Raw genomic sequence first — 23,899 nt, forward strand, 5'->3', positions numbered from 1 at the left:
GAAATATCTGAAATATAACTATAACCCCCGCTTTCTTAGCAAAAAGTCTATGTGATGAGCACTGTCACCGAGCATCTCGGTCAATACACGGTCGCGTTTCATAAATAACCCGATGTCAACTTCATCTGTCATGCCGATTCCACCGTGCATTTGCACCGCTTCTTCTGTCGCAACGCGAGTAACTTTTGCGGCCTTAGCTTTTGCTGCACGCGTAAGCTCCTCTGCGTTATCAGCGGTTGCATCAATTGCTTTGAGAGCTGTGGAAATGAGGGAAGCTGTCTCTTCAATACGGCAATAAAGGTCTGCAAGCCGATGTTGAAGTGCCTGAAACATCCCAATTTGAATCCCAAACTGCTTTCTTTCCATCAGGTATTGGGTGGTTCTTTCAGTCACCTCACGTGCAACTCCAAGTTGCTCAGAGGCTGCAATGGCACGACCAGAACGCAGTGTTGCCTCCAACACTTCCGCACCTTTTTCGAGCGGGCAAAGCATGTCTTTGCCATCAAGGTGCAAATTAGTGATCTGAATGTTGGCAGCGTTTCGGCTATCCAGCATTGCATTGCGCTCTATCTCGATTTCAGCAGCATTGGGGTCAACAAAGAACAGACCAGTGTTTTCGCCAGACTTAGCAACGACAATCAGTCTGTCAGCGTTGAAGCCATCAAAGACCGCACGCTTTTTGGCGTTGAGTATAAAGCCGTTTCCTTCAGGCTCAGCAGTTGCCTTGATACGGCTTGGGCTGTGCTTTGCACCTTCATCAATGGCAAACGCGATCACTGCATCACCCGCAGCGATTTTCGGGCCCCATTCAGCAAGTTGATCGCCGCCTGATTGACGCAGAGCGATTGAGCTCAAAACAGCCGTGGAGAGAAAAGGGGAGGCTGTCAGGTTGCGGCCCATTTCTTCGGCGACTAAGCCAGCTGCGCGGTGTCCAAAGTCATACCCGCCTGCCTCTTCGGGCAACAGCATGGCGAACCAGCCCATATCGGCCAGGGTCTTGTGAAGTTCTTTGTTGAAGCCAAGCTCTTGCTTCTGATCCCGAATGTCGCGCAGTGCTTGAACTGGTGCGTTTTCAGACATAAAGCCAGCAGCGGATTCTTTTAGAAGAGTTTCTTCAGAGTTGAGTAGTTCCATGTTTCTCTCCTTAACCCAGTGATGGCAAGCGCAGGACTGCCTTTGAAATGATGGACAGCATGATTTCGGAGGTTCCACCTTCAATGGTGTTACCTTTGGAACGAAGCCACAGAGCGGTCTCGCTTCCGATACCATTCTTTTCTTCTGGGCCGGATAGAGCCTCTAGCCCGCCAGACTGAACAACCAGACTTTGGCGGCGTTTGTTGAGTTCGGTTCCAAGGTATTTGAGTTCGGCAGAACGTGCGCCTAGTTGGTTGCCAGCGCGGCTGTATGTATTTGCAACAGCGAGGTGAGCGGTTAATGCCATTTCATCTACAAGGAAGTCGCCAATGTCAGCGCGCAACAGCGGATCATCCAGACGGCCTGTTTCATCAAGTCCAACAGCATCGGCAGCGGTTTTATATAGCCCATTTGCCCGGCCAAAAATGCCGTCGAGGCTGCTTACTGTTTCACGCTCGTGGGTCAGCAAGTATTTGGCGATTGTCCAACCATTACCGCGCGTATCAACAATGTTCTCCATAGGAACCTTAACTTCATCAAAGAAGGTTTCGCAGAACGGGGAATTACCTGAAATGAGGGGAATTGGCTTGGTTGTGACGCCTTCGCTGTTCATGTCAAATAGCAGGAAGGAGATGCCCTTGTGTTTACTTGCCTCTGGTTCTGTACGCACCAGAGCGAAGATCCAGTCAGACTGATCAGCGTAAGAAGTCCAGATTTTCTGGCCAGAGACAAGGAAGTGGTCGCCCATGTCCACGCCCTTGGTCTGCAATGAGGCAAGATCAGACCCGGAACCAGGCTCTGAGTAGCCCTGACACCAGCGAATCTCTCCGCGTGCAATCTTAGGCAGGTGCTCCAGCTTCTGTTCGTGAGTACCGTACTTGAGAAGCGCTGGCCCGAGCATCCACATGCCTAGGCTTTCGAGAGGAGAAATAGCGTTTATGCGCTTCATTTCTTCTTTAAGAACTTTGGCTTCATCGCCATTAAGGCCAGCGCCGCCGTATTCTTTCGGCCAGCTTGGTACAGTCCAACCGCGCGCAGCCATGCGTTCGAGCCACTGTTTTTGAGCCTCGGATTTGAAGGTCCAATTGCGGCCACCCCAACAGATATCATCTTCTGTTGTAAAGCTCCGTCGCAGCTCTTGCGGACAATTTTCTTCCAACCATGCCCGTGTTTCCATACGGAATTCATCGAGTGATGTCATTGCGTTCTCCCTGTCTTGGGGGCAGAAATAATGGAGAGCCTTGGCTCTCCCTCCCTGCTAGATCTTTGCTTGAGTGTGTTTGCGCAGCTCTGAGCGACCAATAAAGTTACGATGCACAGCGTCCGGGCCATCCGCGAAACGCAATGTACGCAAATTCATCCAATTGGTTGCCAGTGGAGTATCTTGAGAGATGCCCTGACCCCCGAACATTTGCATAGCTTCGTCGGTGATTTTCAGCGACATGCGTGGTGCAACGACTTTGATCTGGCTAATCCAAAACGCAGCTTCACGCCCTGAAGCGTTGTCCATCATCCAAGCGGCCTTGAGGCAGAGCAGGCGGGCTTGTTCAATTTCCATGCGGCACTCGGCAATGATGTCGAAATTTGCGCCAAGTTTGTAAAGTTGCTTGCCGAATGCTTCACGGTTGATTGACCGTTTACACATAAGTTCCAGCGCTTGTTCTGCCAGCCCGATTGCCCGCATGCAGTGGTGAATACGGCCAGGGCCTAAGCGGCCTTGTGCAACTTCAAAACCGCGGCCTTCAGCTAATAGCAGGTTTTCGACAGGCACTCGTACGTCTTCAAAGCGAAGGTGCAAGTGGCCGTGGGGAGCGTGATCATGGCCAAACACTTGCATCGGGCGAAGCTTGGTGATGCCCGGCGTATCAGCAGGTACAACGATCATGGAGTGCTGTTGGTGTTTCGTGCCTTCGGTCGGCGTGTGAACCATGGTGATGTACACTGCACAGCGTGGGTCACCAGCACCTGAAGACCACCACTTTTCTCCATTAAGAACGTAATGATCTCCGTCCCTGACACAGGACATACGAATATTGGTGGCATCTGACGAGCCATGGTCAGGTTCAGTCATCAGATAAGCAGAGCGAACTTTGCCTTCCAGCATCGGTTTCAGCCATGTTTCCTTCATCTTGGCCGAACCGTAACGTTCAAACACTTCCATATTGCCAGTGTCAGGAGCGCTGCAGTTAAACACCTCAGGGGCGAGTGGAGATTTGCCCATCTCCTCAGCGAGGTAAGCATACTCGACGGTGCTAAGGCCATAACCCCGCTCTGAGTCGGTGAGCCAGAAGTTCCAAAGACCCTTCGCACGCGCGCTGGCCTTGAGGCCTTCCAATATCTCGGTTTGTCGTGGGGTATATTCCCAGCGATCTCCCACAGGAACTTCACTATGGAACTCAGCGTCGAGGGGTGCGATCTCGTCGCTGACCATGGCGCGAACCTGCTCAATGAGCGGGGCTACTCGTGCACTCACTCCCAGGTCCATAGCTGGACGTTCGGCTAATATACTGTCGCTCATGAATGACCCTCCCAAGACATATAAGCTCCTTTGTCGCGGCGTATATGTGAAAATAAACACTTAATATCAATTGGATAGGTGAATATGAGACACCGCGCACAATCACATTCCAACGCTGAAGAGACCAAAAGTGTTATGTAAATATTTCTCTTTACAACCGTTGATATACCGAAACATACTACTGAGTATGTTGTCAACTGTGCCCAGAGGGGGACTCGCTGGACCATTGGTTTAGGTTGAGCGAGATCCGGTTTGCAGCTTGGAGAATATTAGTGGAGGTAAAGTTTCTTATGGGATATCTTGAGGGACTTTTTGGGGTTTCTGGTAAAACAGCACTCGTTACGGGTGGTGGAACCGGAATTGGTCGTATGGTCGCGACAGCACTCGCTGAAGGCGGTGCCCGGGTTTTTATTTGCTCTCGTAAGCTGGACGTGGTTGAAAAAACAGCAAATGAGATTAACACAAACCTAATGGCCAACAACCCAAAGGCTGCCGGGTCTGTCGAGGCCTTTGTAGGTGATGTGGGGACCGAGGAAGGTGTTGTTGCGCTTGCAGACGCAATACGTGAGCAGAGCCCAAACCTGGATATTCTGGTTAATAATGCCGGTATCACTTGGGGCGAGCCACTAGGGTCATTCCCGCACTTTGCATGGAAACGTATTCTAGACGTGAACGTGACAGGTTTGTTTCACCTTACACAAACATTGCTACCAGAGTTGAAAGAAAGTGGTCGCTTGGAGGACCCAGCGCGTGTCATTAACCTTGGCTCGGTGATGGGATCAACGCCCATTGGCGACGGTGCGTATTCTTATTCTGCTTCAAAAGCAGCAGTGCACCATTTAACTCGGATTCTCGCGAAGGAACTTGCAAAAGAGCACATCACCTTCAATGGCTTTGCGCCGGGTCCATTCCAGTCCAATATGACGGCTTTTGCGACGGATACAGATGAAAAGGCAGCGTTTGTGGGCAAGGGCGTACCTCTCGGTCGCATCGGTCATCCAGACGATATTGCCGCTGCAACACTCTTTCTATGTGGCAAGGGTGGTTCTTACGTCACAGGCGAAGTGATCCCGTTGGATGGTGGAATCCATGTCGCTACTGGCAGTAATCTATTTGGATAGTGAGGCAAGGTGATGAAAATTACACTCGAGCAGCTGGAAGCCAAAGTTGGGCAAGAAGTTGGATTGTCTGACTGGTTAGTGGTGGACCAAGAGATGATCTCCACCTTTGGCAAACTGACATTCGACGAACAGTTTATCCATATGGACCCTGAACGCGCCAAGACTGAGACTCCTTTCGGAGGCACCATCGCGCACGGCTTTCTAACGCTTTCTCTGGCCAGTAAGTTTGGTCTTGAGACACTTCCAGATCTGGAAGGGCGGACCATGGGCATCAATTACGGTTTCGACAAAATCCGTTTTTTGCACCCTGTCGTCAGCGGGAAGCGTATTCGTGGTCGCTTCACTCTAGAAAGTCTGACCCGTAAGGGGGAGGGGCAGGTTCTTCAAGAGCTTGGTGTTTCGATAGAAATTGAGGGTGTAGAGAGCCCGGCGCTGGTCGCAAAATGGCTTACAATGTCGATTTTTGAGGAGGTAACTGCATGACGCAGGATGCGTTGAACTTTTCTGGACAGGTGGCGATAATCACCGGTGCTGGTGGGGGCCTTGGACGGCTTTATGCCTTGGACCTTGCCAAGCGCGGCGTGTCTGTTGTCGTTAACGACCTAGGCGGTTCCCTGGATGGTTCGGGCTCTTCTGCGACAGCGGCAGAAGCTGTTGTCGAAGAGATTAAGGCAAGTGGTGGCAAAGCAATCGCAAACGCCGCTGATGTCACGGACGAAGCTGCCGTCAACGCGATGGTCGCGCAAACTCTGGATGTCTTTGGTCGTATTGATATTCTTATCAATAATGCAGGGATCCTGCGCGATAAGTCCTTTGCCAAGATGGAAATGGTCAACTGGAATAAGGTCGTGGATGTGCACCTTAATGGTGCTGCCGTTTGTACTCGTGCTGTCTGGAACATCATGAAGGAACAAGGCAATGGGCGTATCATTATGACCACGTCTCCTTCCGGGCTTTATGGCAACTTTGGGCAGGCAAACTACGGTGCTGCAAAAGCAGGGCTGTGGGGCATGATGAATACACTTGGGCTGGAAGGTGCCAAGAGTAATATTCACGTTAACTGTATTGCCCCATCTGCCGGAACCCGGATGACCGAAGAGCTCATGGATGCAGGTACGTTGAAGTTGCTTGCACCGGAGAACATAACACCAGCTGTGGTGTTCCTGTGCTCTGATGCTGCACCAAACCGTAAGGTCCTCGTTGCAGCTGCTGGGACTTACTCCCTTGCAGAGATGGTGGAGACAAAGGGCCTGCACCTGCCGGAATCTGAGCGGACACCTGAGGGAATTGCCGCCCACTGGGGCCAGATCTCGGACCGCGCGGAGGCAGAGCCAATCGCTAACGTCATGGAAGGCGTTGCCAAATTGGTAAAGGCGATGACCAGCGCTTGATACACTAAGTTGAGACCCTGCCTGATGATCTAAGGGATGGATAGATGATCAGGCAGGTGGATGTTCTATGGAGGGGGGACCCATGACAGACGCGTTGCATACATTAGACAAGCCGACGCTTCAGGCCTATTTGCAGCAACACATAGAAGGGTTTGGAGAGATTCTCGAAATTGAGAAGTTTCCTGGCGGACAATCCAACCCAACCTATAAGCTGGTAACCACAGGCAAGACCTACGTATTGCGTGCGAAGCCACCTGGCACTTTGCTGAAGTCTGCACATATGGTGGACCGCGAATACCGGGTCATGGGAGCGCTGGCGGAGAGCGATGTACCGGTTCCGGAGGTCTATCATCTGTCTGAGAACGATTCCCCGATCGGGACGATGTTTTTCATTATGGAGTATGTCGACGGCCGGATCTTTTGGGATCCCGCCTTGCCAAAAAGCACAAATGACGAGCGCATGGCCATCTTCGGTGAGATGAACCGTGTACTGGCCGCTCTGCATTCTGTCTCGCCTAATGCGATTGGGTTGATGGACTATGGCAAGCCGGGCAATTATTTTGCGCGCCAAACAGGGCGTTGGATCAAACAGTATAAAGCATCTGAAACAGCTTCGATTCCATCCATGAATAAGCTCATGGCCTGGCTGGAAGCTAATATGGTAGCGGATGATGGCGATTCTTCTTTGGTCCACGGTGACTTCCGGCTGGATAACCTGATCTTTCATCCCACCGAGCCACGAATTATCGCGGTGTTGGATTGGGAGCTTTCGACGCTTGGTCACCCGTTAGCGGATCTTGCCTATCAATGTATGCAGTGGCGCTTGCCATCATTTAAGGGGCTGCGTGGACTTGCCGGACTAGATCGGGTGGAGCTTGGTATTCCGCTTGAAGAAGAATATGTACGCCAGTATTGTATGCGCAGAGGGCTGCAGGAAATTGAGAACTGGGAGTTTTATCTGGCGTTTTCCATGTTCCGGCTTGCAGCAATTATTCAAGGTGTTGTGGCAAGGGCTGAGGCGGGCAATGCGTCCAATCCGAAAGCTGCGGATTTGATGCGCCAAGCTGTTCCCCTCATCGCGACTATGGCGTGTGATGTGGTTGGCGAGCTCGTGGAATAAGTCCAAGGGGCTACGCTGGTGTGTGGCCCCAATCTCGCTTTTGTGCTTGCCGTTAAGTATAGGTAGTAATTCAATGACATGGGCTGATGTCTTATCGTTTATCTTTGTTGCCTCTCTTCTGGTAATCTCCCCCGGTCCAAACGGCGTGCTGATCGCAAAAACAGTCCCTACATCGGGGCGTGCTGCAGGGTTTGGTAATATTGCTGGCTTCGTTACTGCGTTCTATCTGCATGGCGCATTAGCAATCTTGGGAATTTCGATCGTACTTGTACAATCCGCGACTGCCTTCTCCATTGTTAAGTATGTCGGTGCTGCTTACCTGTGTTGGGTTGGCATCAAAGCACTCCTTGCAGCGGTCTATGGCACAGGAAAAACCGCGAATGTCATGCCTTCGGCGAGACCAAGGACACTGTTAAAGGCCTATAGCGAAGGTTTTTTGACGAACCTTCTTAATCCCAAGGTTTCCATGTTTTATCTCGCCGCGTTTCCGCAGTTCATGGCAGTGGGAGAGAATGCTGTTCTTTCTTCTTTTATGTTGGTGTTCTTGCATTCGGTTATAAATGCCATTTGGTTTGCAGCCATGGTTTTACTCTTCTCCAGATTAGTGGGAGTGGCGCAAAGCGGGCGTTTCCAGCGTTGGCTCAAAGCTGTTACGGGCGGTGTCTTTATCGCGTTTGGGGTGAAGCTTGCAGTGTTGAAAGCAAGTTTATAGCGCAGTCGCTTGATAGGCTTGGGCGGCGTTGAGTAACAGGGCTGAAGGGTCAGAGGCAGTCTCGGGGTATTCCTGAATTTGCAGGAGAGACTGTAACCCACTTGCGTCTTCGGACTCAGAATCTTCATCGCTGGCCAAAGTTTGCTTTTGCAGTTCCGTTTGGGCTTGCGCAAGATTTTGCCGGGCCTGTGCCGCAACAGCCTGATCCTGACCTGAAGGTTCAGCTGGAGCGAGAGCTGCGGTCATGACGGTGTTGAGCTTTGCTATTGTTGCTTCGGGGTCATCTGCAATTGGAGCAGAGTCTATCGGGACTTCCCCGCCGATGGCATAGCCGTGGCCATCTGGGCCGCGGGTCTGTGTGTAACTTGGGGCGCCGGCGAACGCGCCACCAGCCGCCGCGTGCGCTTGTTCGTGTGCACGCACTTCGCTATCGCGTGTTTTTAACTTTTGAACTTGTTGCTGTTCGGCATCTGATAGCTGTCCGTCTTCATTCTTGGACTTTTCAGAGGACGAGGAAGAAGCGACCGGGTTTGCAAACAGGTCACTTTTGATATGGATGGAGTCTTTTGGAACAGCGTGTTCGATAGAGAATGCTTTGGAATCTTGCAGGTCAACGCGAGCTGGTTGAGCAGCGTTATAAGACGCAGGCCTTGTATGACCAGAAATTGAGGACCCAATCCTATCTATCATAGGTAGAACTTATAATGTCTTTTTGTGCGTCTGGTAAAGGCATTTCTGATACACAAGTTTATGCGGTATGCTAAAAATTTACTTTGGGCGCAGGGGCTAAACCTGTGTATCTAAAGGAAAGTTAGCAGTGGACTTCAGGGGAATACGAGAATGATCGAAGACTTGAGCTGTTCTCAACAAGAGATTCTGGATGCTGCTGCAGAGTGCTTTATGCAAATGGGGCCTGATGTGGCCTCCATTGATGATATTGCCAGACTTCTTGGTTCAACCAAAGGCCGCGTCTACCACCATTTCCGTTCAAAGGGCGAGCTGCTTTATGCAGTGCGATTGCGCTCTGTCTCGCTGCTCATGGAAAAGGTGCGCCCCATAGCGATGGAGGACAAGCCTCCGGTGGAAAAGTTGCGCGCCATGTCCATTGCGCATGTTCTGCGTATCTTGAAGTTCTTGAGCTATCACCGTGTTGTAAGTGAAGACACGCGCATGTTCTTCCGTGGCTCTGCTAAACCGCAAGAAATGGAGATGATCGAGAAGGTTATTGAAATGCGCCGCGCCTATGAAAACCTCTACCGCACGGTGCTGCAAGAGGGGATAGAAGCTGGTGTTTTTGCCAGGCAGTCGGTGTCGATTACTCTGCACTCTATCATTATTTTAATGAATGGTCCGTGCTTTTGGTATTCTCCGCGCGCAGAACAGTCTTCCAAGGATCTTGCCGAGATTGCCCAGAGCGTGTCCAACCTTGTTTTACGTGCTGTCCTAACTGACCCTGCTTTGTTGCAGGAGGTATAGCGTTCCTGGATTTGAGAGACTGCGCGTTACGGATTGGTCGAGGCACAAAAACTTTCGCCGACACGTACCGTGACCGCTTTCTTTTAAGGCTGTCTTTCGGCGCGGCAGCTAAGCCTTGACAGAGCAGGCGAGGGTCACTCATCATTCATCAAATTTAAGAAGTTTGACCCCTTTTTTGTTTAGACCTGATCAACCAAGCTGCTTTAAGCGATTGGAAATCTGTGTCTGTATTGGGCTAAACGCCTCCTGGACCGGAACTCCAGCAAAACCTGAGGTGAAGATGATCGAGATTCCAACGCTACTCGAAGCGCATGATATTCGCTCTGCACGATTGAAAACACGAGTACTGTTTTCTGGCCCCGAGGATGGCGTACCAGTGATTTTCATTCACGGGAATCTTTCTGCCGCTACCTGGTTTGAGGAAACCATGCAACGCTTGCCGAAAACATTTCGCGCAATAGCACCGGACCTGCGTGGTTACGGTGGTGCAGATCCTTTTGCCGTCGTTGACGCGACCCGCGGCACTAAAGATTTTTCAGATGACCTTGCCGCACTCATGGATGAGCTAGGCATCGACGCTGCTCATTTGATTGGACATTCGTTAGGTGGGGGCGTCCTTTGGCAATTCCTTGCTGACTATCCGCATAAGGTATTGTCGTTGACGCAGGTTAGCCCGGCTTCTCCGTACGGTTTTGGGTGCTCCATGGCAGATGGTACACCTTGTTATGAAGACGGCGCCGGAAGTGGTGCATCCGCAATCAATACAAAGTTTGCGAACGTACTTAAAGAAAAGGACACGGAGGCTAAGGGGGATTTTGCACCTCGAAATATACTCAGTAACTTTGCGTGGAAGCCGCCGTTTAGTCCTGATCGGATGGACGCAATCCTGAAAACTGTATTTGCGCAGCACACAGGAGATAAAGCCTTCCCCGGTGATGTGCTTGCTTCTGCGAATTGGCCCGGAGCTGCGCCTGGCTGTTACGGTAGTGTAAATGCGCTGGCCCCGAACCGGCAGGTTAATCCACTAGGCTTTTGCGATGTTGAACCTTTGCCCCCCATTCTTTGGGTCCATGGTGCGGATGATGCAATTGTTTCTGATCATTCTATGCTTGATCTGGGCACAGTCGGTAAAATGGGGTTTCTTCCCGGTTGGCCAGGAGAAAACATCTTTCCACCGCAGCCGATGGTGACACAAACCTCAGATGCTTTAGACCTTTATGAAGAGAAGGGGGGGAGTGTTGAGAGAAGTGTAATCAAAAATTGCGGGCATTCTGCTTATCTGGAAAAACCAAGGGAGTTCGACGCTATATTCCATGCTTTCTTGCAAAAGCATGCGATAATGACAGAGGCGAATTGAGGGTCCACTTTAGACAGGGCGGCCACGCGCTTGTCATGCGTTTGCGGCGGGCCGAAGAAAACGCATAAACCCGCTTTGAGAGACGAAAACGCCCAGTAAAATGACCAGGAAAGCAATGCCAGTGTTGGGTGCGGGGCGTTCAAACAGGAACACGACTCCCCAGAATACGCCAAAAAGCGGAATCAGATAGTTGTTCAGTGAAAGGAACGAGGCGTTGCGCAGGTCCAAAACCTTGAGAAGGATTAGCTGCGCCACTGCAGTCGCAAGCAGACCAAGAATACCGATAGAAATGAGGGCTGACGGGTCTGGCTTAAGCGCCCACGGTTGGTCAAGCAACACGCTGGCAGGTACAATAACGGCACTCGCAACAAGCAGGATTGCCGCTGCGCATTGAAGTTTGGGAAGCTTGCTCAACTTGCGGCTAAGAATGCCGGTGACAGAGTAGCATAGCGCGCCACAAGCAACCATCAATTGTGCAAGTGTCTGTTTTCCAAGATCTAATAGAGTCGACGGGCCAATCAGAATTACAATTCCAAGAAAGCCGATTAAGACTCCGAGGGTTTTCTCAGCCGTCATTTTTTCATCGCTTGTCATGAAATGTGCGATCAAGATCGTGAACAGGGGGATCGTTGCCATTAAGACAGCCGCAAGCGAGCTATCGATATGCTGTTCTCCAAAGCTGATCAACGAGAAGGGGAGGACATTACCGAGCATTGCAACCGCGACGATATAGATCCAATGCTTTCCCATCGCGGGTAGAGACAGCCCTTTCCAGCGCAGGATCATATACAATAAGAGCGCTGCAAGCCCGATGCGGCCAGCTGCAATTGTTATTGGCGTTACAGACCCTAAGGCGATTTTGATAAAGAGAAATGAGCCTCCCCAGATAGCCGCCAATGTTGTGAGCAAAAGATAGCTCTGGATTTGATTGCGCATAAAGAAAGTTCCTTCAAAGCCCAGCAGTTTTTGCCACTTGCATCAGAGCTGACGCAAGCAAGAGGAACGCACGCGTTCTGGCCAATGGCCGCTTGAAGGTGCGCTTTGCCCGTTGCTTTGGCATAGAGTTTAAAGTGGTTGGTGTGACCCTTGCGAAACGATCAGTGTCTGATCAACGATTCAATTCGCTTGGAAATGGCAGCGCTGAAAATCTAGCATGACAACATTTTATAGGTAAGAGGAATTTTGTTAAAATTTCCACCGTTGTAAATGGTCATGCCCGATGAGCGGATTGCAGCGAAAAACACTTTGTCCGTGGCACAAAGCGTAGCAGGCTTTTGATTAAAGCGCGTCGACAAACTCCTCAAACTCAGGGCGTGTTTGCCAAGAGCCATCGGGCCAGATTGCTTTCATCGCTTTGACGATTGGGTCGCTCCAGCCTTGTTTGCCCTGTGCCTGTGCGTCCAGCAATTCATCGGCGATCAGGCCGGGGCGTGTTCTTTCAACCACCTCTATAAGTGCTTTGGCCTGGGCAAGGTCCTTGCTGGTTTTGGTGATGGTATGCGCTCGCTTCTGGGAAATGATGAGCTTGTGGACTGCATAGCGCTCAGGACGCGGTACGTAGACGGGAATTCCTGAGCCATAGGGCAACGCAGCCGGGCTGGATAGATCAATCAACCATGCCAGATATTGCAAGCTCATAGCGCCCGCATCTAGCCCTTGCAGTTCAAGTGGCTGTTTTTCTCCGCGTGTGCGCGTTGGCGTCAGTAGGTCAACGACAAACCCAATGCGAGAGCGAAAGCGGGAGGGTTTAGCGCGTCCGTCAAGTTCCGGAATTGGCTCAAAACTGGGGTCGGCGTCCTTAAGGATTGAGAGCATGTCTATGCCATCATCCGCTTTGATTGCCAAAGAAGCGGCGACCAGATCGGCATCGTCAGTGGCCAGCTGTGTGGAGGGTAAGGTGCAGCCGAGTAGGAGCGGGTAGCATTGATAAGCCAGTGTTCCAACCAAAATAGCGCCATTTCGAAACAGGCCGTGATAAGCCATGGCATCCAGCACGCGCCCTGCATAGCTGTGCGTGGACAGAACGCCGACTTTGTTGAGGATGCTCAGGTCTTTGCGCCGCGCTCGTGCCCGTTCGCTCGCGTGTTTTATCGCTTCAACCTTTGCCTGTGTTTCTTTTTGCAGGGCAGGGCCGATGTAAAGGCTTTTGCGCCCAGCCCCTACAGGCATTTTGACGAAGATATTTTCGACATTGCCCTTGGCCTGCTGATAAACTGAGCCTCGTAAGGCCCCGCCATCATCATGGGTCTTTTGAATATAATCTGCAGCAAGGTTCTGATAAGCGAGGGGAAGATCGGTCATGCTATGAGTATAGACAGTTTATTAGAAAAATGTCTATACCGCTGTGTGCCGAAGAAATCTCAGTGCCCTTCTTTATGCTCCACTTATGAATGGCTGACGCAGCCCTGCAACTTCTGCTAGGCTTTTCCTCAACACTCGGGGAGGGGCGTATGACGGTTCATTTTGAAGTTGAAGGTACCACAGCGATTATAACGCTGGACAGGCCAGAGCGCCGCAATGCGGTGGATGCGGTGACGGCGCAATTGCTCGTGGACGCTTTTACGAAGTTTGATCAAGATGACAGCTTGTCTGTCGCTGTTTTTACAGGCTCACAAGGAACGTTCTGTGCCGGGGCTGATTTGAAAGCCGTTGCTGAAGGCAAACCCAATAGTGTGCATCAGGAGGGTGATTTTGCACCTATGGGTCCATCCCGAATGCGCCTTTCTAAGCCGGTAATTGCAGCTATTGAAGGCCATGCGGTTGCAGGCGGTTTGGAGTTGGCACTTTGGGCCGATATGCGTGTTGCGGGAAAGTCAGCAGTGTTTGGCGTTTATTGCCGCCGTTTTGGTGTGCCTCTGATTGATATGGGAACGATCCGCCTGCCACGGTTAATCGGCCAATCGCGTGCGTCTGATATGATTCTGACAGGCCGTAGTGTCAGCGGAGAAGAAGCCGTTATGTTTGGGCTCGTGAATCGCTTGGTAGAAGACGGCGATGCGCTCACCAAAGCGAAGGAGTTGGCTCTGCACATTGCAGAGTATCCGCAAATGTGCATGCGCCATGATCGACTTTCCATGTATGAGCAATGGGACCTGAGCGAAACTGAAGCGATCAAAAATGAGATGCGTCACGGTATTACAGTTATCTCCAGCGGAGAGACTGTTTCGGGAGCGACCGCGTTTAGTCGCGGCAAGGGTCGGCACGGCGTTGGCGTAGAAAGCTGAGAGTTGAGCGCTGGGGACCTCGCTTTCCTCAGCGCCGCTCACACGTCGTACGGCCGTGCTTTAACAGGCCGTATTTAAGGTTAGATAGCTTAAGCCGCAGTCCGTTTGTGAGTGAACAAGAATGAGTTTAATTAAAAATATATTCCTAAGAATGATCGCATATGCAGACTGATTAGATTATTCTTCCGCAAAAGCCCTCAATTGCGCTCAAAGTTTTAATGCAGTATGCCAAAACAATGCGTTTCCTGGGGGATGTCGGGAGGGGAAGCATGACAACTGCGGTTAACAGCTGGATTGATCGCTTTCAGGGTCTTTCGACCTTGGAAAATCATATCAAAGAAATTCTGCTAAATCGGAGCACTATTGTTTCGGTTCCCGCCAATACAGTGATCTTTGGTCCTGGTAAAGCGCCTGAAAACCTTCTTCTTTTGCTCTCTGGGTCTGTTCGAGTACAGCAGCTTTCTGAAGCTGGGCGCGAAATCATTTTGTATCGTGTGCACGCAGGGGAAAGCTGTGTGCTGACCACGGCCTGCCTGCTTGCCTATGAGGACTACTCGGCAGAGGGTATAGCGGAAACCGATGTACAGGCCGCTGCGATCCCCCGCATGGTGTTTGATGATTTGATCGCTCAGTCGGAAAAATTTCGCCGGTTCGTTTTCTCCGCGTATTCAAAACGCATCACAGACCTGTTTCTTGTGATTGAAGAGATTGCTTTCCAACGCATGGATATGCGCCTTGCGCAGAAACTTCTTGAACTGGCGGGTAGTGGTAACCGGGTGGCCACCACGCATCAGCAAATGGCGGCTGAACTGGGGACCGCGCGCGAGGTTATTTCTCGCCAGCTAAGAGAGTTCCAGCGCCGTGAATGGGTGACGCAGTCACGCGGGGCCGTTGAGATCATCAACCGCAAAGGACTTGAAGTCCTAGCTTCGAGCGATGGTTAAACCTTCCATGACACTGACGAAACTTGTCTATCAAAAAAGTTTGGTGACTTCGTCACTGAAGCTACTGGGAAGATTTGTTACCCGTTAAGCCATGGACTTGGAGGAAAAGACTATGACAGCTAACGTTGGAACCATCGACCGCATTCTTCGTTTTGTTATCGGCATTGTGCTTATTGCACTGCCATTGACCACCAATCTGGCTCTGTTCGCACAACCATTTGTTTATTATGGCGCAATCGGTGTCGGCATGGTGATGCTGTTGGTTTCGGCTCTGCGGCTGTGCCCGCTCTATGCAATCTTTGGGATCAAAACCTGCAGGACCTAAGCCTTTGTGCGGGTGGTAGGGCTTCACAATCTACAACAGGCACGGCCTTAATATCGACCGGTTCGTGCGTGCCTTTAGATTTTTGAGGGAAATTTTGAGGGAAAAATGACCGATTATCTAGTGAACATGGAAGTCACGCCAGAGGTAAAAGCCTTTTTCGATCCAGCGACGAATACAATCAGCTACGTGGTGAAGGACCCCGCATCTGATGCCGTTGCAATTATCGACTCCGTCATGGATATCGAATACGCCGCTGGTCGCATTACCTATGAAAATGCGGATGAAATTATTGCCTATGTTCAGGACAATAACTTGAAAGTGGAGTGGTTGATTGAGACGCATGTTCATGCCGACCACCTCTCAGCTGCGCCTTACATTCAGTCAAAACTTGGCGGCAAAATCGGAATTGGCGAAAACATAAAAGTCGTTCAGGACACTTTCGGGAAAGTCTTCAACGAGGGCACCGAATTTCAGCGCGACGGCAGCCAGTTTGATAAACTGTTCAAGGATGGCGACCGCTACCAGATTGGTGAGATGACCGCCTCCGCCATGCACACACCCGGTCATACGCCTGCTTGCATGGTGCATGTTATGGGAAATGTCGCTTTCGTTGGTGACACCTTGTTTATGCCAGATAGCGGTTCAGCGCGTGCGGACTTCCCCGGTGGCGATGCGGGTGTTCTTTATGACAGCATTCAAAGAGTGTTAACGCTACCGGAAGAGATGCGCCTGTTCATGTGTCATGATTACGGTCCAAATGGCCGTGACATAAAGTGGGAAACCACTGTCGGCGCAGAAAAGCAGCACAACATTCACGTTGGCCATGGTCATACGCGTGCGGACTTTATCCGCTTTCGTACTGAACGCGACGCGCAGCTGGCTGTTCCAACCCTTATCATTCCGTCTTTGCAGGTGAATATGCGTGCCGGCGAAGTGCCGAAGGATAAGGACGGCGTTCCAATGCTCAAAGTGCCACTCAACGCGCTTTAAACCAGTTTGTCTTGAGGGGGACACGACCATGGATATTAGAAGTATTTCCGCAACGCTTTCCGTGAGTCCACAAATCACGGTCGCCGATTTGCAACGGATTGCTGACCTTGGTTTTCGCAGTATCGTTTGCAATCGTCCAGATGGGGAGGGTGCAGATCAGCCGGTTTTTGACGAGATCGCGGTTGCTGCCAAAAAGCTGGGATTAGAAGCTCGTTATTTGCCAGTTATCTCCGGCAAGGTGCTGGATGAAGATGCAGCTGCTTTCGGCTCTTTGATGCAGGAAGTCCCTAAACCTGTGTTGGCCTACTGCCGCACTGGAACGCGGTGTGCAACGCTGTGGTCACTGAGCCAGTCAGATGCGATGAGCGTTGCTGATATCCTGGCCGCAAGCAAATCGGCTGGCTATGATATGGCAGGCGTTGTGCGCCGCATTGCCAATGGCGGTAAAACGCCGACAGACCGGGCCGATGCCTCCTTTGATGTTGTTGTTGTTGGCGGTGGTGCAGCTGGCATCGCTGTGGCTGCAAGCTTGAAATCCCGCAAAAGCGATCTCGAGATTGCTGTGATTGATCCAGCTGATATTCATTATTACCAACCGGGTTGGACCATGGTTGGCGGCGGTGTCTTCAAAGCCCCTCAGACAGCCAAAACCATGGGCTCGTTGATACCACGAGGCGTTCATTGGATTAAGTCAGCTGTGGCTGCTTTTGAACCTCAGGACAATGCTGTAATCTTGGATGGATGCCGCGTTGTTAAATACGACCGCCTTGTGGTGTGTCCCGGCTTAAAGCTGGATTGGCACAAGGTAGAGGGCCTGGTGGAAACACTCGGTAAGCATGGTGTTACCTCCAACTATCGCTATGATCTGGCACCTTACACGTGGGAGTTGGTGAATGGTATGAAAGAGGGCCGTGCGCTTTTCACCCAACCTCCGATGCCCATCAAATGTGCCGGTGCCCCTCAAAAAGCACTTTACCTTTCTGGCGATCACTGGCGAAAGCAGGGTGTGCTGAAGAACATCGACATTCAGTTTCACAATGCCGGTGGTGTGCTGTTTGGCGTGAAGGACTATGTCCCCGCGCTGGAAGAGTACATCAACCTGTACAATGCAGACCTCAACTTCTTTAACAACCTTGTTGCAATTGATGGCCCCGCCAAAAAGGCATGGTTTGATGTTGCAAAACCAAACACTCCGGTTGAACGTGTGGAAGTGGACTTCGACATGATCCATGTGTGTCCGCCTCAATGTGCGCCGGACTTTATCCGCGTGTCTCCGCTTGCTGATGCTGCGGGATGGGTGGACGTGGACCAAATTACTCTGCGCCATAAATCCTACGATAATATCTGGTCACTTGGCGATGTTATGAATGCGCCGAATGCGAAAACGGCTGCTGCTGCGCGTATGCAAGCGCCAATCGTCGCCAGCAACCTTGTGGCTGATATAGAGGGGCATTCTCCTAAAGCACAGTACAATGGCTATGGCTCCTGCCCACTGACTGTTGAACGCGGCAAGATCGTGCTGGCAGAGTTTGGGTATGGCGGAACGTTGCTGCCAAGCTTTCCAAGCTGGATGATTGATGGAACCAAACCAACCCGTGCTGCATGGATCTTGAAAGAACAGATTTTGCCGCCGGTCTACTGGTGGGCGATGCTGCGCGGCAAAGAGTGGATGGCAAAGCCGGAGAAAGTGAGTGCGAGCTAAAATCTACGTGCGGCCATAATGAACCAAATACCAAGCATACGGGGGAGGCACTCCCCCGGAGTAATCAAAGTACTTTGAAGGCAGACCCATGTTCTCCTCGGCCTTTCGGCGTTACCTGCCCGTCTTCGATTGGGGCAGAAGCTACAATAAACATAGTTTCTCCAATGATATGATCGCAGCTGTGATCGTGACGATCATGCTGATCCCACAATCTCTTGCCTATGCCCTACTTGCTGGGTTGCCGCCGGAAATGGGGCTCTACGCGTCTATTCTTCCTATTGTTCTTTATGCCATTTTTGGCACCAGCCGCGTGCTAGCCGTTGGTCCGGTTGCTGTTGTCTCGTTAATGACAGCTGCTTCCATAGGTCAGATCGCAGAAGCGGGAACGGCGGGCTACGCGATCGCCGCGCTTACGCTTGCTATGCTGTCTGGCGGTATTTTGCTGTTAATGGGCGTTTTCAAGCTTGGGTTTCTTGCCAACTTTCTGTCCCACCCCGTCATTGCGGGGTTTATTACAGCCTCTGGCGTTTTGATTGCCAGCAGCCAGCTGAAGCATATTTTAGGGGTGAATGCCAACGGGCACACCTTGATTGAGATTGCCGTTTCTATCTGGGAACACTTGGGCGAAACGAATTTGGCTACCTTTGTGATTGGCGTGTCAGCGACACTCTTTTTGTTTTGGGTACGCAAAGGCATGAAACCCATGTTGCAGAATATGGGTGTGAAGGCGCGCCTTGCAGATGTGCTGACGAAAGCAGGTCCCGTTGCGGCTGTTGTTGTGACGACGGCTGCTGTCTGGGTGTTCGGGCTTACCCAGTCAGGTGTAAAGATTGTCGGGGCCGTTCCTCAAAGCTTGCCGCCATTGACGATGCCTAGTTTTTCCGGCGAGCTGGTGAGTGCTCTGTTTGTGCCTGCCTTGCTGATCTCGATCATCGGATTTGTTGAATCTGTCTCCGTTGCACAAACACTGGCGGCGAAGAAGCGCCAACGTATCGACCCGGACCAGGAGCTGATCGGCCTGGGTGCTGCTAACATAGGTGCTGCGTTCACAGGTGGGTATCCGGTGACAGGTGGTTTTGCGCGTTCCGTCGTTAATTTTGATGCAGGCGCTGAAACACCGGCAGCTGGCGCTTATACTGCTGTCGGCCTTGCAATCGCTGCGCTGTTTCTCACGCCTCTGATCTTCTTCCTCCCGAAGGCTACACTTGCAGCAACGATTATCGTAGCAGTTCTGTCGCTCGTGGATTTCAGTATTCTTAAGGACAGCTGGCGCTACTCCAAAGCGGATTTTTCTGCCGTCGCGGCGACCATTTTGCTTACTCTGGGTCTGGGTGTTGAGACGGGGGTTTCTGCCGGTGTGGCAATGTCCATTGCGCTCTATCTGTTCAAAACCTCGCGCCCGCATATCGCGGAGGTCGGCTTGGTGTCGGGAACAGAGCATTTCCGCAATATCCATCGTCACGAGGTTCTAACAAGTCCTGAATTACTCACGATCCGTGTTGATGAGAGCCTCTACTTTGCAAATGCCCGTTTTCTGGAAGACTACGTTTACGACCGTGCGGTTGATGATGCAGCGCTGAAGCATGTGGTGTTGCAATGTGCTGCTGTGAATGAAGTGGACCTAAGTGCGTTGGAGTCGCTTGAGGCGATTAATCTGCGTTTACACGATGCTGGCATTAAACTTCACCTTTCAGAAGTAAAGGGCCCGGTGATGGACCGCTTGCAGCGCTCGCATTTTCTCGATGAACTGACGGGAAAGGTCTATCTGTCTCAGTATCAGGCACAGGAAGAGCTGGCACCGGTTTGTACAAGTCAAAAAGCTCAGGCTTCTGCTTGAAGAATCCCCCGATCAAGCAGAATTCAGAGAACCCCGTGGCGTCCTCCACGGGGTTTTTTCATAGCAAAACGCTTGCCTTTGTACGTGATGAGACACTTTCAAAAGGCAGCAAGGCGTTCCTTCGCTTAAACATGCTCGAGACGCACAGTGCGTTGCGGAGCACGTTTAAACGGACCACTCGCGGTTGCAATTAACCTGTTATCTTCATCAAACAGATCAGCCTGCGCGAAGAGTGTGGACTTGCCCCCGCCCACAACAGCACCTTTTGCAACGAGCCGTTTGCAGATGGCTGGAGCAATGAAGTTGATGTTAAGGGCCAATGTTACAAAGGGCTGCTTGCCGGTTGGGTCAACAGTTGCGCTGCAGGCCCCACCGCATGCATTGTCCAGCAACATGGTGATGATTGCCCCGTGCACGACTCCACTGCGGTTTGTATAGCGGGTACTGATGTCCAAAGCGCACTCTGCGGTGCCGCGCTGCGTATTAAGCTCCAATTCATACCCGATAAACCGCTGAAATTCAGTTTCGCCGCAGAGAGAAATGACGTCTGTTCTGTCGGGTGTGATGGTCACGGCGCTCAATTCCCTGTTGCTTCATTGCCTCATGATTACCGGAGTGCTCCTCATAAATCCATTTGGCCAAAAGCCAAAGGCGATGTTCAACACAGGGCTCTGGCTTGCCTGCATTGGCGGAAAGCTTGAGATTTGCGGATCTGAGCTGGGGCAGTAAAGCAAATAAACAGTGCAAGAGCGATCACACAGGAGCGATAGATTACAGTAGTTTAACTTGATCTTGCCGCATTGTCTGCCTAGTGTGCGCGCATGTTTCGTGTGTTGACTATATTGCTGCTTGTCTTCGTGACAGCACCCCATGCCAATAGCATGCAGGTTGCTCGCTCAGCGCAGCAAACCGCTGTTGCTTTGCAAGCGACGGGTCTCCACGCTGACGAAAACTCACAAATGGGCATGGAAATGCAGTGCTGCTGCTGCGAGCAAGGCGACAATGCGGCTGGTGCCGCGGCTGGCTGCTTTGCTGCTATGGTTTTAGCACCTGACAGTGTTTCCTCAGAACCTGCCGTACGCGCTGCCCGTTTAAATGTACCCCTGCAGACAAGCCTTCTTGCTGCGCGCCAATCTTCTATCGACCGACCTCCAATTCAACGGGCTGCCTGAGCAACGAACTCTTGTAACTCGATAAAATCAATAAAGAATTTGGATTGGATAGATGATGATTTCCAAGAAAAACCTGCTGACTGGCGTTTTCGCAGCGGCCCTTGCAACTGGCGTGTTCTCTCTTTCTGCTCATGCGGAAGGTGATAAAGAGCTGACTGTCTACAAGTCTGAGTTTTGTGGGTGCTGTACGCAGTGGTCTGATGCCCTGAAAGAGGCTGGCTTTAGCGTAACGGTGCATAACACTGAGGACTTGGAGCGGGTAAAGCGTCAAGCTGCAATACCCGAGAATATGCAGAGTTGTCACACCGCCATGGTGGACGGTTATGTGTTTGAAGGCCATGTACCGCTTGAAGCTGTCACGCGGATGCTTGAAGAACGGCCAGACATTAAGGGTCTGAGCGTACCGGGGATGCCGATGGGGTCTTTGGGTATGGGAACACCCGATCAGGATACGAGCTACGCCGTGTATGCGCTGCCTAAGGTGATGGGCGGTGAACCGACCCTCTACCAAAAGGTCGGCAACTGAATTTAAAAGCTCAGGCGGGAGTGCAAATACTCCTGCCTGTTTGTCTCTATTGCACGGCACGAATGTTCCTTGAGCAGTGATAAATTACGTGTCAGCTGCGATGTATTTTCTCAGCAGCGAGTTGAGTTGATCGCGCTCTTGTTCTGAGAAGGGTGATACCAACCTTTTTTGAGTGAGTACGTGTTCCGTCACTGCATTGTTGATCTTATCATTTCCTGCCTTCGTCAACGTCACTGTAACGCTTCTCTTGTCTTCCTTGCTTGCGACGCGTTCAATGTATCCTGCTTTTTCTAGCTGATTGATCCGGTTGGTCATTGTGCCTGACGTGATCATCATGGATTCAAGAAGCTGGTTTGGTGTCAGCGCGTGGGGCGGCCCAGACCTTAGCAGTGTCGCCAAAACGTCGAAATCAGCTGATGATAAACCATGCTTTGCAAAGGTCTTGTCCATCTCCTGAGTTAAGCTGCGTGCGACCCTTTTAAGCCGCCCTATCAGCGCCATTGGGTCAGTATCCAGATCAGGCCTTTGTCGGAACCACTGGTCTTTGATTTTATCAATGTCATCCATGACTATATCAAAACGGATTTATATCTCTACGTCAAGATAAATTGCAACGGAACGAACAAGGCTCGCTGCTCCCTATCAGGTATTACAGGGTTTTTTCGACCTATTACCTTGCAGGAAAGGCGGGTCGCCCCCGTTGAGTAACCCGCCTTTTGAGAAATTATTCGTGGCTCATGGTTTGTTATTCTGCATCTTGCAGTGTTTTACCTGCGTATGCCCATGCCTTCGCAACGCTGGCGTAGTTAAGCTTAGGGGCTTGTTGTTCAACAGGGTAAGACGCACTCTTCCCCCACCACCAGCCGTTGTTGTCCCAGACAGGAAACTTGGTGTTGGCCATGCTATTGGTGGCAGGTCTCCCCCAGCTCGTATCTGGGTTGAAGCGCATAACACCGTATGTTCTTTCCGGTCCGTCCTCCCAGGGGCGCTCTTCATTTAAAAAGACACAAGCGCCCAACATGTTGCCGCCAGAACTACCAGGTTTGGAGGCTGCAATCTGCTCGCTCATCCACTTGGCTTGGTTCGCCTCACCTCCGGTCTGTGTCATGTTGGAGCCCAGCTCGGTAAACATAACTGGCGGTGCAGGAATGTTATGTTTCGCCCAATAAGCAGGAAGCCGCTCTTCAAGGTAGTTTTTAATATCAGCGGCTAAGTTTTGCGGATTGGTCGCAAAAACCATTCGTTCTCGCCAGAAATCCTGTGGAGTCCAGGGTCCCAAATTTTTCCTGCGCATCATCTCGTCATAAACATCCCGCATATAGCCGGCACCTTCAATACCGTCCTTCATTCCAAAGGATGTGCAGACCATTATTGGCAGGTGGCACTCATCATTCGGGTTGTGAGGATCCCAGCCAGCTATGTATTCTAGGACTTCAACAACGTGTTTTGGACTTCGGTCATAGCAGAGCTCATACTCATTGAAGACTTTAATCATGCCTACGGCAGGGTTGGGGTAATGCCCGACTTCATTTAAAATGTTCAGAACCATATCCGCAGCTGAAATATCCTCTCCCTTCGATAACAACTCCATCACATAGTTACTGATCGGCAGGGTTACCTTCATTCCTAGCTCGCTGCACAATTTGAAAAACGTATCGTGCTCGAGCAGTTTGATCTCGTTGCCGTGCTCGTCTTTCTGAGTGACTGGCTCTGACCAGTCATAACAATGGATAAAGTTGACGCCAAGCTGCTGCTTGAATCTTAGTAGATCTCCGCGTCCCTGTACGCCTGTTTCATTCGGCAGCGTTGACCAGAGCTGGGTAAAGATGTTGTTGTAAAAATCAGAGCGCTCGTAAAGTGTGCCGGGCGCAACGCTTTTGCTATAGTTGCTTGGGCCGGGATGGTAGGCCATGCCTTGAATGTTGGCGACGCCAAAATACTTACAGCGCTCTAAGGCTGTCATTGCCATAACAATACCTCACTAGAATAATTGAGAAAATGGTGCGCTCTGCACGAATATATTGACTGATCCTTATTGGTTCAGAGCGTGCCAAGAAGAAGTCGTCGTGGGGCAAGCGTATTGCGTCAGGGACAATGTAGGAACTATTTAGATTGCATTAGTCAGCAATCTCATTGGCATTGACCACGGCCTCTCTAGCATCTGGAAAATCAATTGCGTGTCGTCATTGGGCAGGAAGCGGAGCTCCAGCAAAGCGACATACGGTCGTTTTGTATTCTCAACACTTCTAACCTTCTGACCTGAGACCCAAGTTTCCTCCAGTTTTTGTGAGGATCCATTGTTTGTATTCAAGCCTTATGCGGCTATCATTTCCAGCCCTATCTGCCCGGC

General features: G+C 51.2%; 24 protein-coding genes. 15 read left to right on the forward strand and 9 right to left on the reverse strand.

What is annotated here, in order from left to right; genetic code table 11:
* Nucleotides 1–18 precede the first annotated feature (18 nt).
* Genes BMZ51_RS21320 through BMZ51_RS21330 form a run of 3 tightly spaced genes read right to left on the reverse strand, consistent with a single transcriptional unit; the run spans nucleotide 19 to nucleotide 3,652 of the window.
* Nucleotides 19–1,134, reverse strand: coding sequence for an acyl-CoA dehydrogenase family protein (locus BMZ51_RS21320; protein ID WP_068006579.1), 1,116 nt, complete (start codon nucleotides 1,132–1,134; stop codon nucleotides 19–21).
* Nucleotides 1,135–1,144: 10 nt separating this feature from the next.
* Nucleotides 1,145–2,335 (reverse strand): acyl-CoA dehydrogenase family protein, encoded by a 1,191-nt coding sequence (locus tag BMZ51_RS21325; protein ID WP_068006582.1) that lies wholly within the window; start codon nucleotides 2,333–2,335, stop codon nucleotides 1,145–1,147.
* A gap of 57 nt (nucleotides 2,336–2,392) precedes the next feature.
* Nucleotides 2,393–3,652 (reverse strand): acyl-CoA dehydrogenase family protein, encoded by a 1,260-nt coding sequence (locus BMZ51_RS21330; RefSeq protein WP_244271388.1) that lies wholly within the window; start codon nucleotides 3,650–3,652, stop codon nucleotides 2,393–2,395.
* 290 nt (nucleotides 3,653–3,942) lie between these two features.
* Between BMZ51_RS21330 and BMZ51_RS21335 the strand changes: the two genes are divergently transcribed.
* The 5 genes from BMZ51_RS21335 to BMZ51_RS21355 all read left to right on the forward strand — a co-directional run bounded on the left by BMZ51_RS21335 (nucleotide 3,943) and on the right by BMZ51_RS21355 (nucleotide 7,996).
* A complete protein-coding gene (locus BMZ51_RS21335; protein ID WP_068006584.1) occupies nucleotides 3,943–4,773 on the forward strand; it encodes an SDR family oxidoreductase in 831 nt (276 codons plus the stop codon).
* 12 nt (nucleotides 4,774–4,785) lie between these two features.
* Entirely contained in the window at nucleotides 4,786–5,256 is a 471-nt protein-coding gene (locus BMZ51_RS21340; RefSeq protein WP_068006585.1) for a MaoC family dehydratase, read from the forward strand.
* A complete protein-coding gene (locus tag BMZ51_RS21345) occupies nucleotides 5,253–6,164 on the forward strand; it encodes an SDR family NAD(P)-dependent oxidoreductase (RefSeq protein WP_068006587.1) in 912 nt (303 codons plus the stop codon). Before BMZ51_RS21340 ends, BMZ51_RS21345 begins: the two co-directional genes overlap by 4 nt.
* Nucleotides 6,165–6,246: 82 nt before the next feature.
* The gene (locus BMZ51_RS21350) at nucleotides 6,247–7,284 is read left to right on the forward strand and encodes a phosphotransferase (protein WP_068006590.1); all 1,038 of its coding nucleotides are present in this window, start codon (nucleotides 6,247–6,249) and stop codon (nucleotides 7,282–7,284) included.
* Nucleotides 7,285–7,357: 73 nt separating this feature from the next.
* Nucleotides 7,358–7,996: a LysE family translocator gene (locus BMZ51_RS21355; protein WP_068006592.1), complete on the forward strand. Its 639-nt coding sequence runs from the start codon at nucleotides 7,358–7,360 to the stop codon at nucleotides 7,994–7,996.
* Here the strand turns inward: BMZ51_RS21355 and BMZ51_RS21360 are convergent.
* Nucleotides 7,991–8,686 (reverse strand): putative metalloprotease CJM1_0395 family protein, encoded by a 696-nt coding sequence (locus BMZ51_RS21360; RefSeq protein WP_068006594.1) that lies wholly within the window; start codon nucleotides 8,684–8,686, stop codon nucleotides 7,991–7,993. The two genes, BMZ51_RS21355 and BMZ51_RS21360, sit on opposite strands and share 6 nt — an antisense overlap.
* Nucleotides 8,687–8,836: 150 nt before the next feature.
* On the opposite strand from BMZ51_RS21360, the gene BMZ51_RS21365 reads away from it, so the two are divergent.
* Both BMZ51_RS21365 and BMZ51_RS21370 read left to right on the forward strand, forming a co-directional pair.
* Nucleotides 8,837–9,472 carry a TetR/AcrR family transcriptional regulator gene (locus BMZ51_RS21365; protein WP_068006596.1) on the forward strand — a complete coding sequence of 212 codons (636 nt, stop codon included), beginning with the start codon at nucleotides 8,837–8,839 and terminating at the stop codon, nucleotides 9,470–9,472.
* Nucleotides 9,473–9,752: 280 nt separating this feature from the next.
* Nucleotides 9,753–10,829, forward strand: a complete 1,077-nt coding sequence (locus tag BMZ51_RS21370) for an alpha/beta hydrolase (RefSeq protein WP_068006598.1) — start codon at nucleotides 9,753–9,755, stop codon at nucleotides 10,827–10,829.
* A 33-nt stretch (nucleotides 10,830–10,862) separates the two neighbouring features.
* On the opposite strand, the gene BMZ51_RS21375 is transcribed toward BMZ51_RS21370, so the two are convergent.
* Both BMZ51_RS21375 and BMZ51_RS21380 read right to left on the reverse strand, forming a co-directional pair.
* Nucleotides 10,863–11,765 (reverse strand): DMT family transporter, encoded by a 903-nt coding sequence (locus BMZ51_RS21375; RefSeq protein ID WP_068006600.1) that lies wholly within the window; start codon nucleotides 11,763–11,765, stop codon nucleotides 10,863–10,865.
* A gap of 342 nt (nucleotides 11,766–12,107) precedes the next feature.
* Nucleotides 12,108–13,130 carry a GSU2403 family nucleotidyltransferase fold protein gene (locus BMZ51_RS21380; RefSeq protein WP_068006602.1) on the reverse strand — a complete coding sequence of 341 codons (1,023 nt, stop codon included), beginning with the start codon at nucleotides 13,128–13,130 and terminating at the stop codon, nucleotides 12,108–12,110.
* A gap of 149 nt (nucleotides 13,131–13,279) precedes the next feature.
* Between BMZ51_RS21380 and BMZ51_RS21385 the strand changes: the two genes are divergently transcribed.
* From BMZ51_RS21385 to BMZ51_RS21410, 6 genes are all read left to right on the forward strand, one after another.
* Nucleotides 13,280–14,053, forward strand: coding sequence for a crotonase/enoyl-CoA hydratase family protein (locus BMZ51_RS21385; protein WP_068006619.1), 774 nt, complete (start codon nucleotides 13,280–13,282; stop codon nucleotides 14,051–14,053).
* A gap of 269 nt (nucleotides 14,054–14,322) precedes the next feature.
* A complete protein-coding gene (locus BMZ51_RS21390) occupies nucleotides 14,323–14,997 on the forward strand; it encodes a Crp/Fnr family transcriptional regulator (protein ID WP_068006604.1) in 675 nt (224 codons plus the stop codon).
* A 112-nt stretch (nucleotides 14,998–15,109) separates the two neighbouring features.
* Complete coding sequence (locus tag BMZ51_RS21395) at nucleotides 15,110–15,322, forward strand: YgaP family membrane protein (RefSeq protein WP_068006621.1); 213 nt, start codon at nucleotides 15,110–15,112, stop codon at nucleotides 15,320–15,322.
* 105 nt (nucleotides 15,323–15,427) lie between these two features.
* Nucleotides 15,428–16,312: an MBL fold metallo-hydrolase gene (locus BMZ51_RS21400; RefSeq protein ID WP_074882320.1), complete on the forward strand. Its 885-nt coding sequence runs from the start codon at nucleotides 15,428–15,430 to the stop codon at nucleotides 16,310–16,312.
* A gap of 28 nt (nucleotides 16,313–16,340) precedes the next feature.
* Nucleotides 16,341–18,014: a bifunctional protein tyrosine phosphatase family protein/NAD(P)/FAD-dependent oxidoreductase gene (locus tag BMZ51_RS21405; RefSeq protein WP_068006606.1), complete on the forward strand. Its 1,674-nt coding sequence runs from the start codon at nucleotides 16,341–16,343 to the stop codon at nucleotides 18,012–18,014.
* An 88-nt stretch (nucleotides 18,015–18,102) separates the two neighbouring features.
* Nucleotides 18,103–19,851, forward strand: a complete 1,749-nt coding sequence (locus BMZ51_RS21410; RefSeq protein ID WP_068006608.1) for a SulP family inorganic anion transporter — start codon at nucleotides 18,103–18,105, stop codon at nucleotides 19,849–19,851.
* A gap of 125 nt (nucleotides 19,852–19,976) precedes the next feature.
* Here the strand turns inward: BMZ51_RS21410 and BMZ51_RS21415 are convergent, their stop codons facing one another.
* Nucleotides 19,977–20,423, reverse strand: coding sequence for a PaaI family thioesterase (locus BMZ51_RS21415; protein ID WP_068006610.1), 447 nt, complete (start codon nucleotides 20,421–20,423; stop codon nucleotides 19,977–19,979).
* Between the two features lie 249 nt (nucleotides 20,424–20,672).
* Here BMZ51_RS21415 and BMZ51_RS21420 point away from each other — a divergent pair, with 249 nt between their 5' ends.
* Both BMZ51_RS21420 and BMZ51_RS21425 read left to right on the forward strand, forming a co-directional pair.
* Nucleotides 20,673–21,023 carry a hypothetical protein gene (locus tag BMZ51_RS21420; protein ID WP_208979618.1) on the forward strand — a complete coding sequence of 117 codons (351 nt, stop codon included), beginning with the start codon at nucleotides 20,673–20,675 and terminating at the stop codon, nucleotides 21,021–21,023.
* Between the two features lie 52 nt (nucleotides 21,024–21,075).
* Nucleotides 21,076–21,549: a DUF411 domain-containing protein gene (locus BMZ51_RS21425; protein ID WP_244271389.1), complete on the forward strand. Its 474-nt coding sequence runs from the start codon at nucleotides 21,076–21,078 to the stop codon at nucleotides 21,547–21,549.
* An 84-nt stretch (nucleotides 21,550–21,633) separates the two neighbouring features.
* On the opposite strand, the gene BMZ51_RS21430 is transcribed toward BMZ51_RS21425, so the two are convergent.
* Together BMZ51_RS21430 and BMZ51_RS21435 are read right to left on the reverse strand one after the other, a co-directional pair.
* Complete coding sequence (locus BMZ51_RS21430) at nucleotides 21,634–22,116, reverse strand: MarR family winged helix-turn-helix transcriptional regulator (RefSeq protein ID WP_068006612.1); 483 nt, start codon at nucleotides 22,114–22,116, stop codon at nucleotides 21,634–21,636.
* Nucleotides 22,117–22,294: 178 nt separating this feature from the next.
* The gene (locus BMZ51_RS21435; RefSeq protein WP_068006614.1) at nucleotides 22,295–23,518 is read right to left on the reverse strand and encodes a hypothetical protein; all 1,224 of its coding nucleotides are present in this window, start codon (nucleotides 23,516–23,518) and stop codon (nucleotides 22,295–22,297) included.
* Nucleotides 23,519–23,899: the final 381 nt, after the last annotated feature.

Origin of the sequence: Pseudovibrio axinellae (genome assembly GCF_900110875.1) — a bacterium.
GTDB lineage: Bacteria > Pseudomonadota > Alphaproteobacteria > Rhizobiales > Stappiaceae > Pseudovibrio > Pseudovibrio axinellae.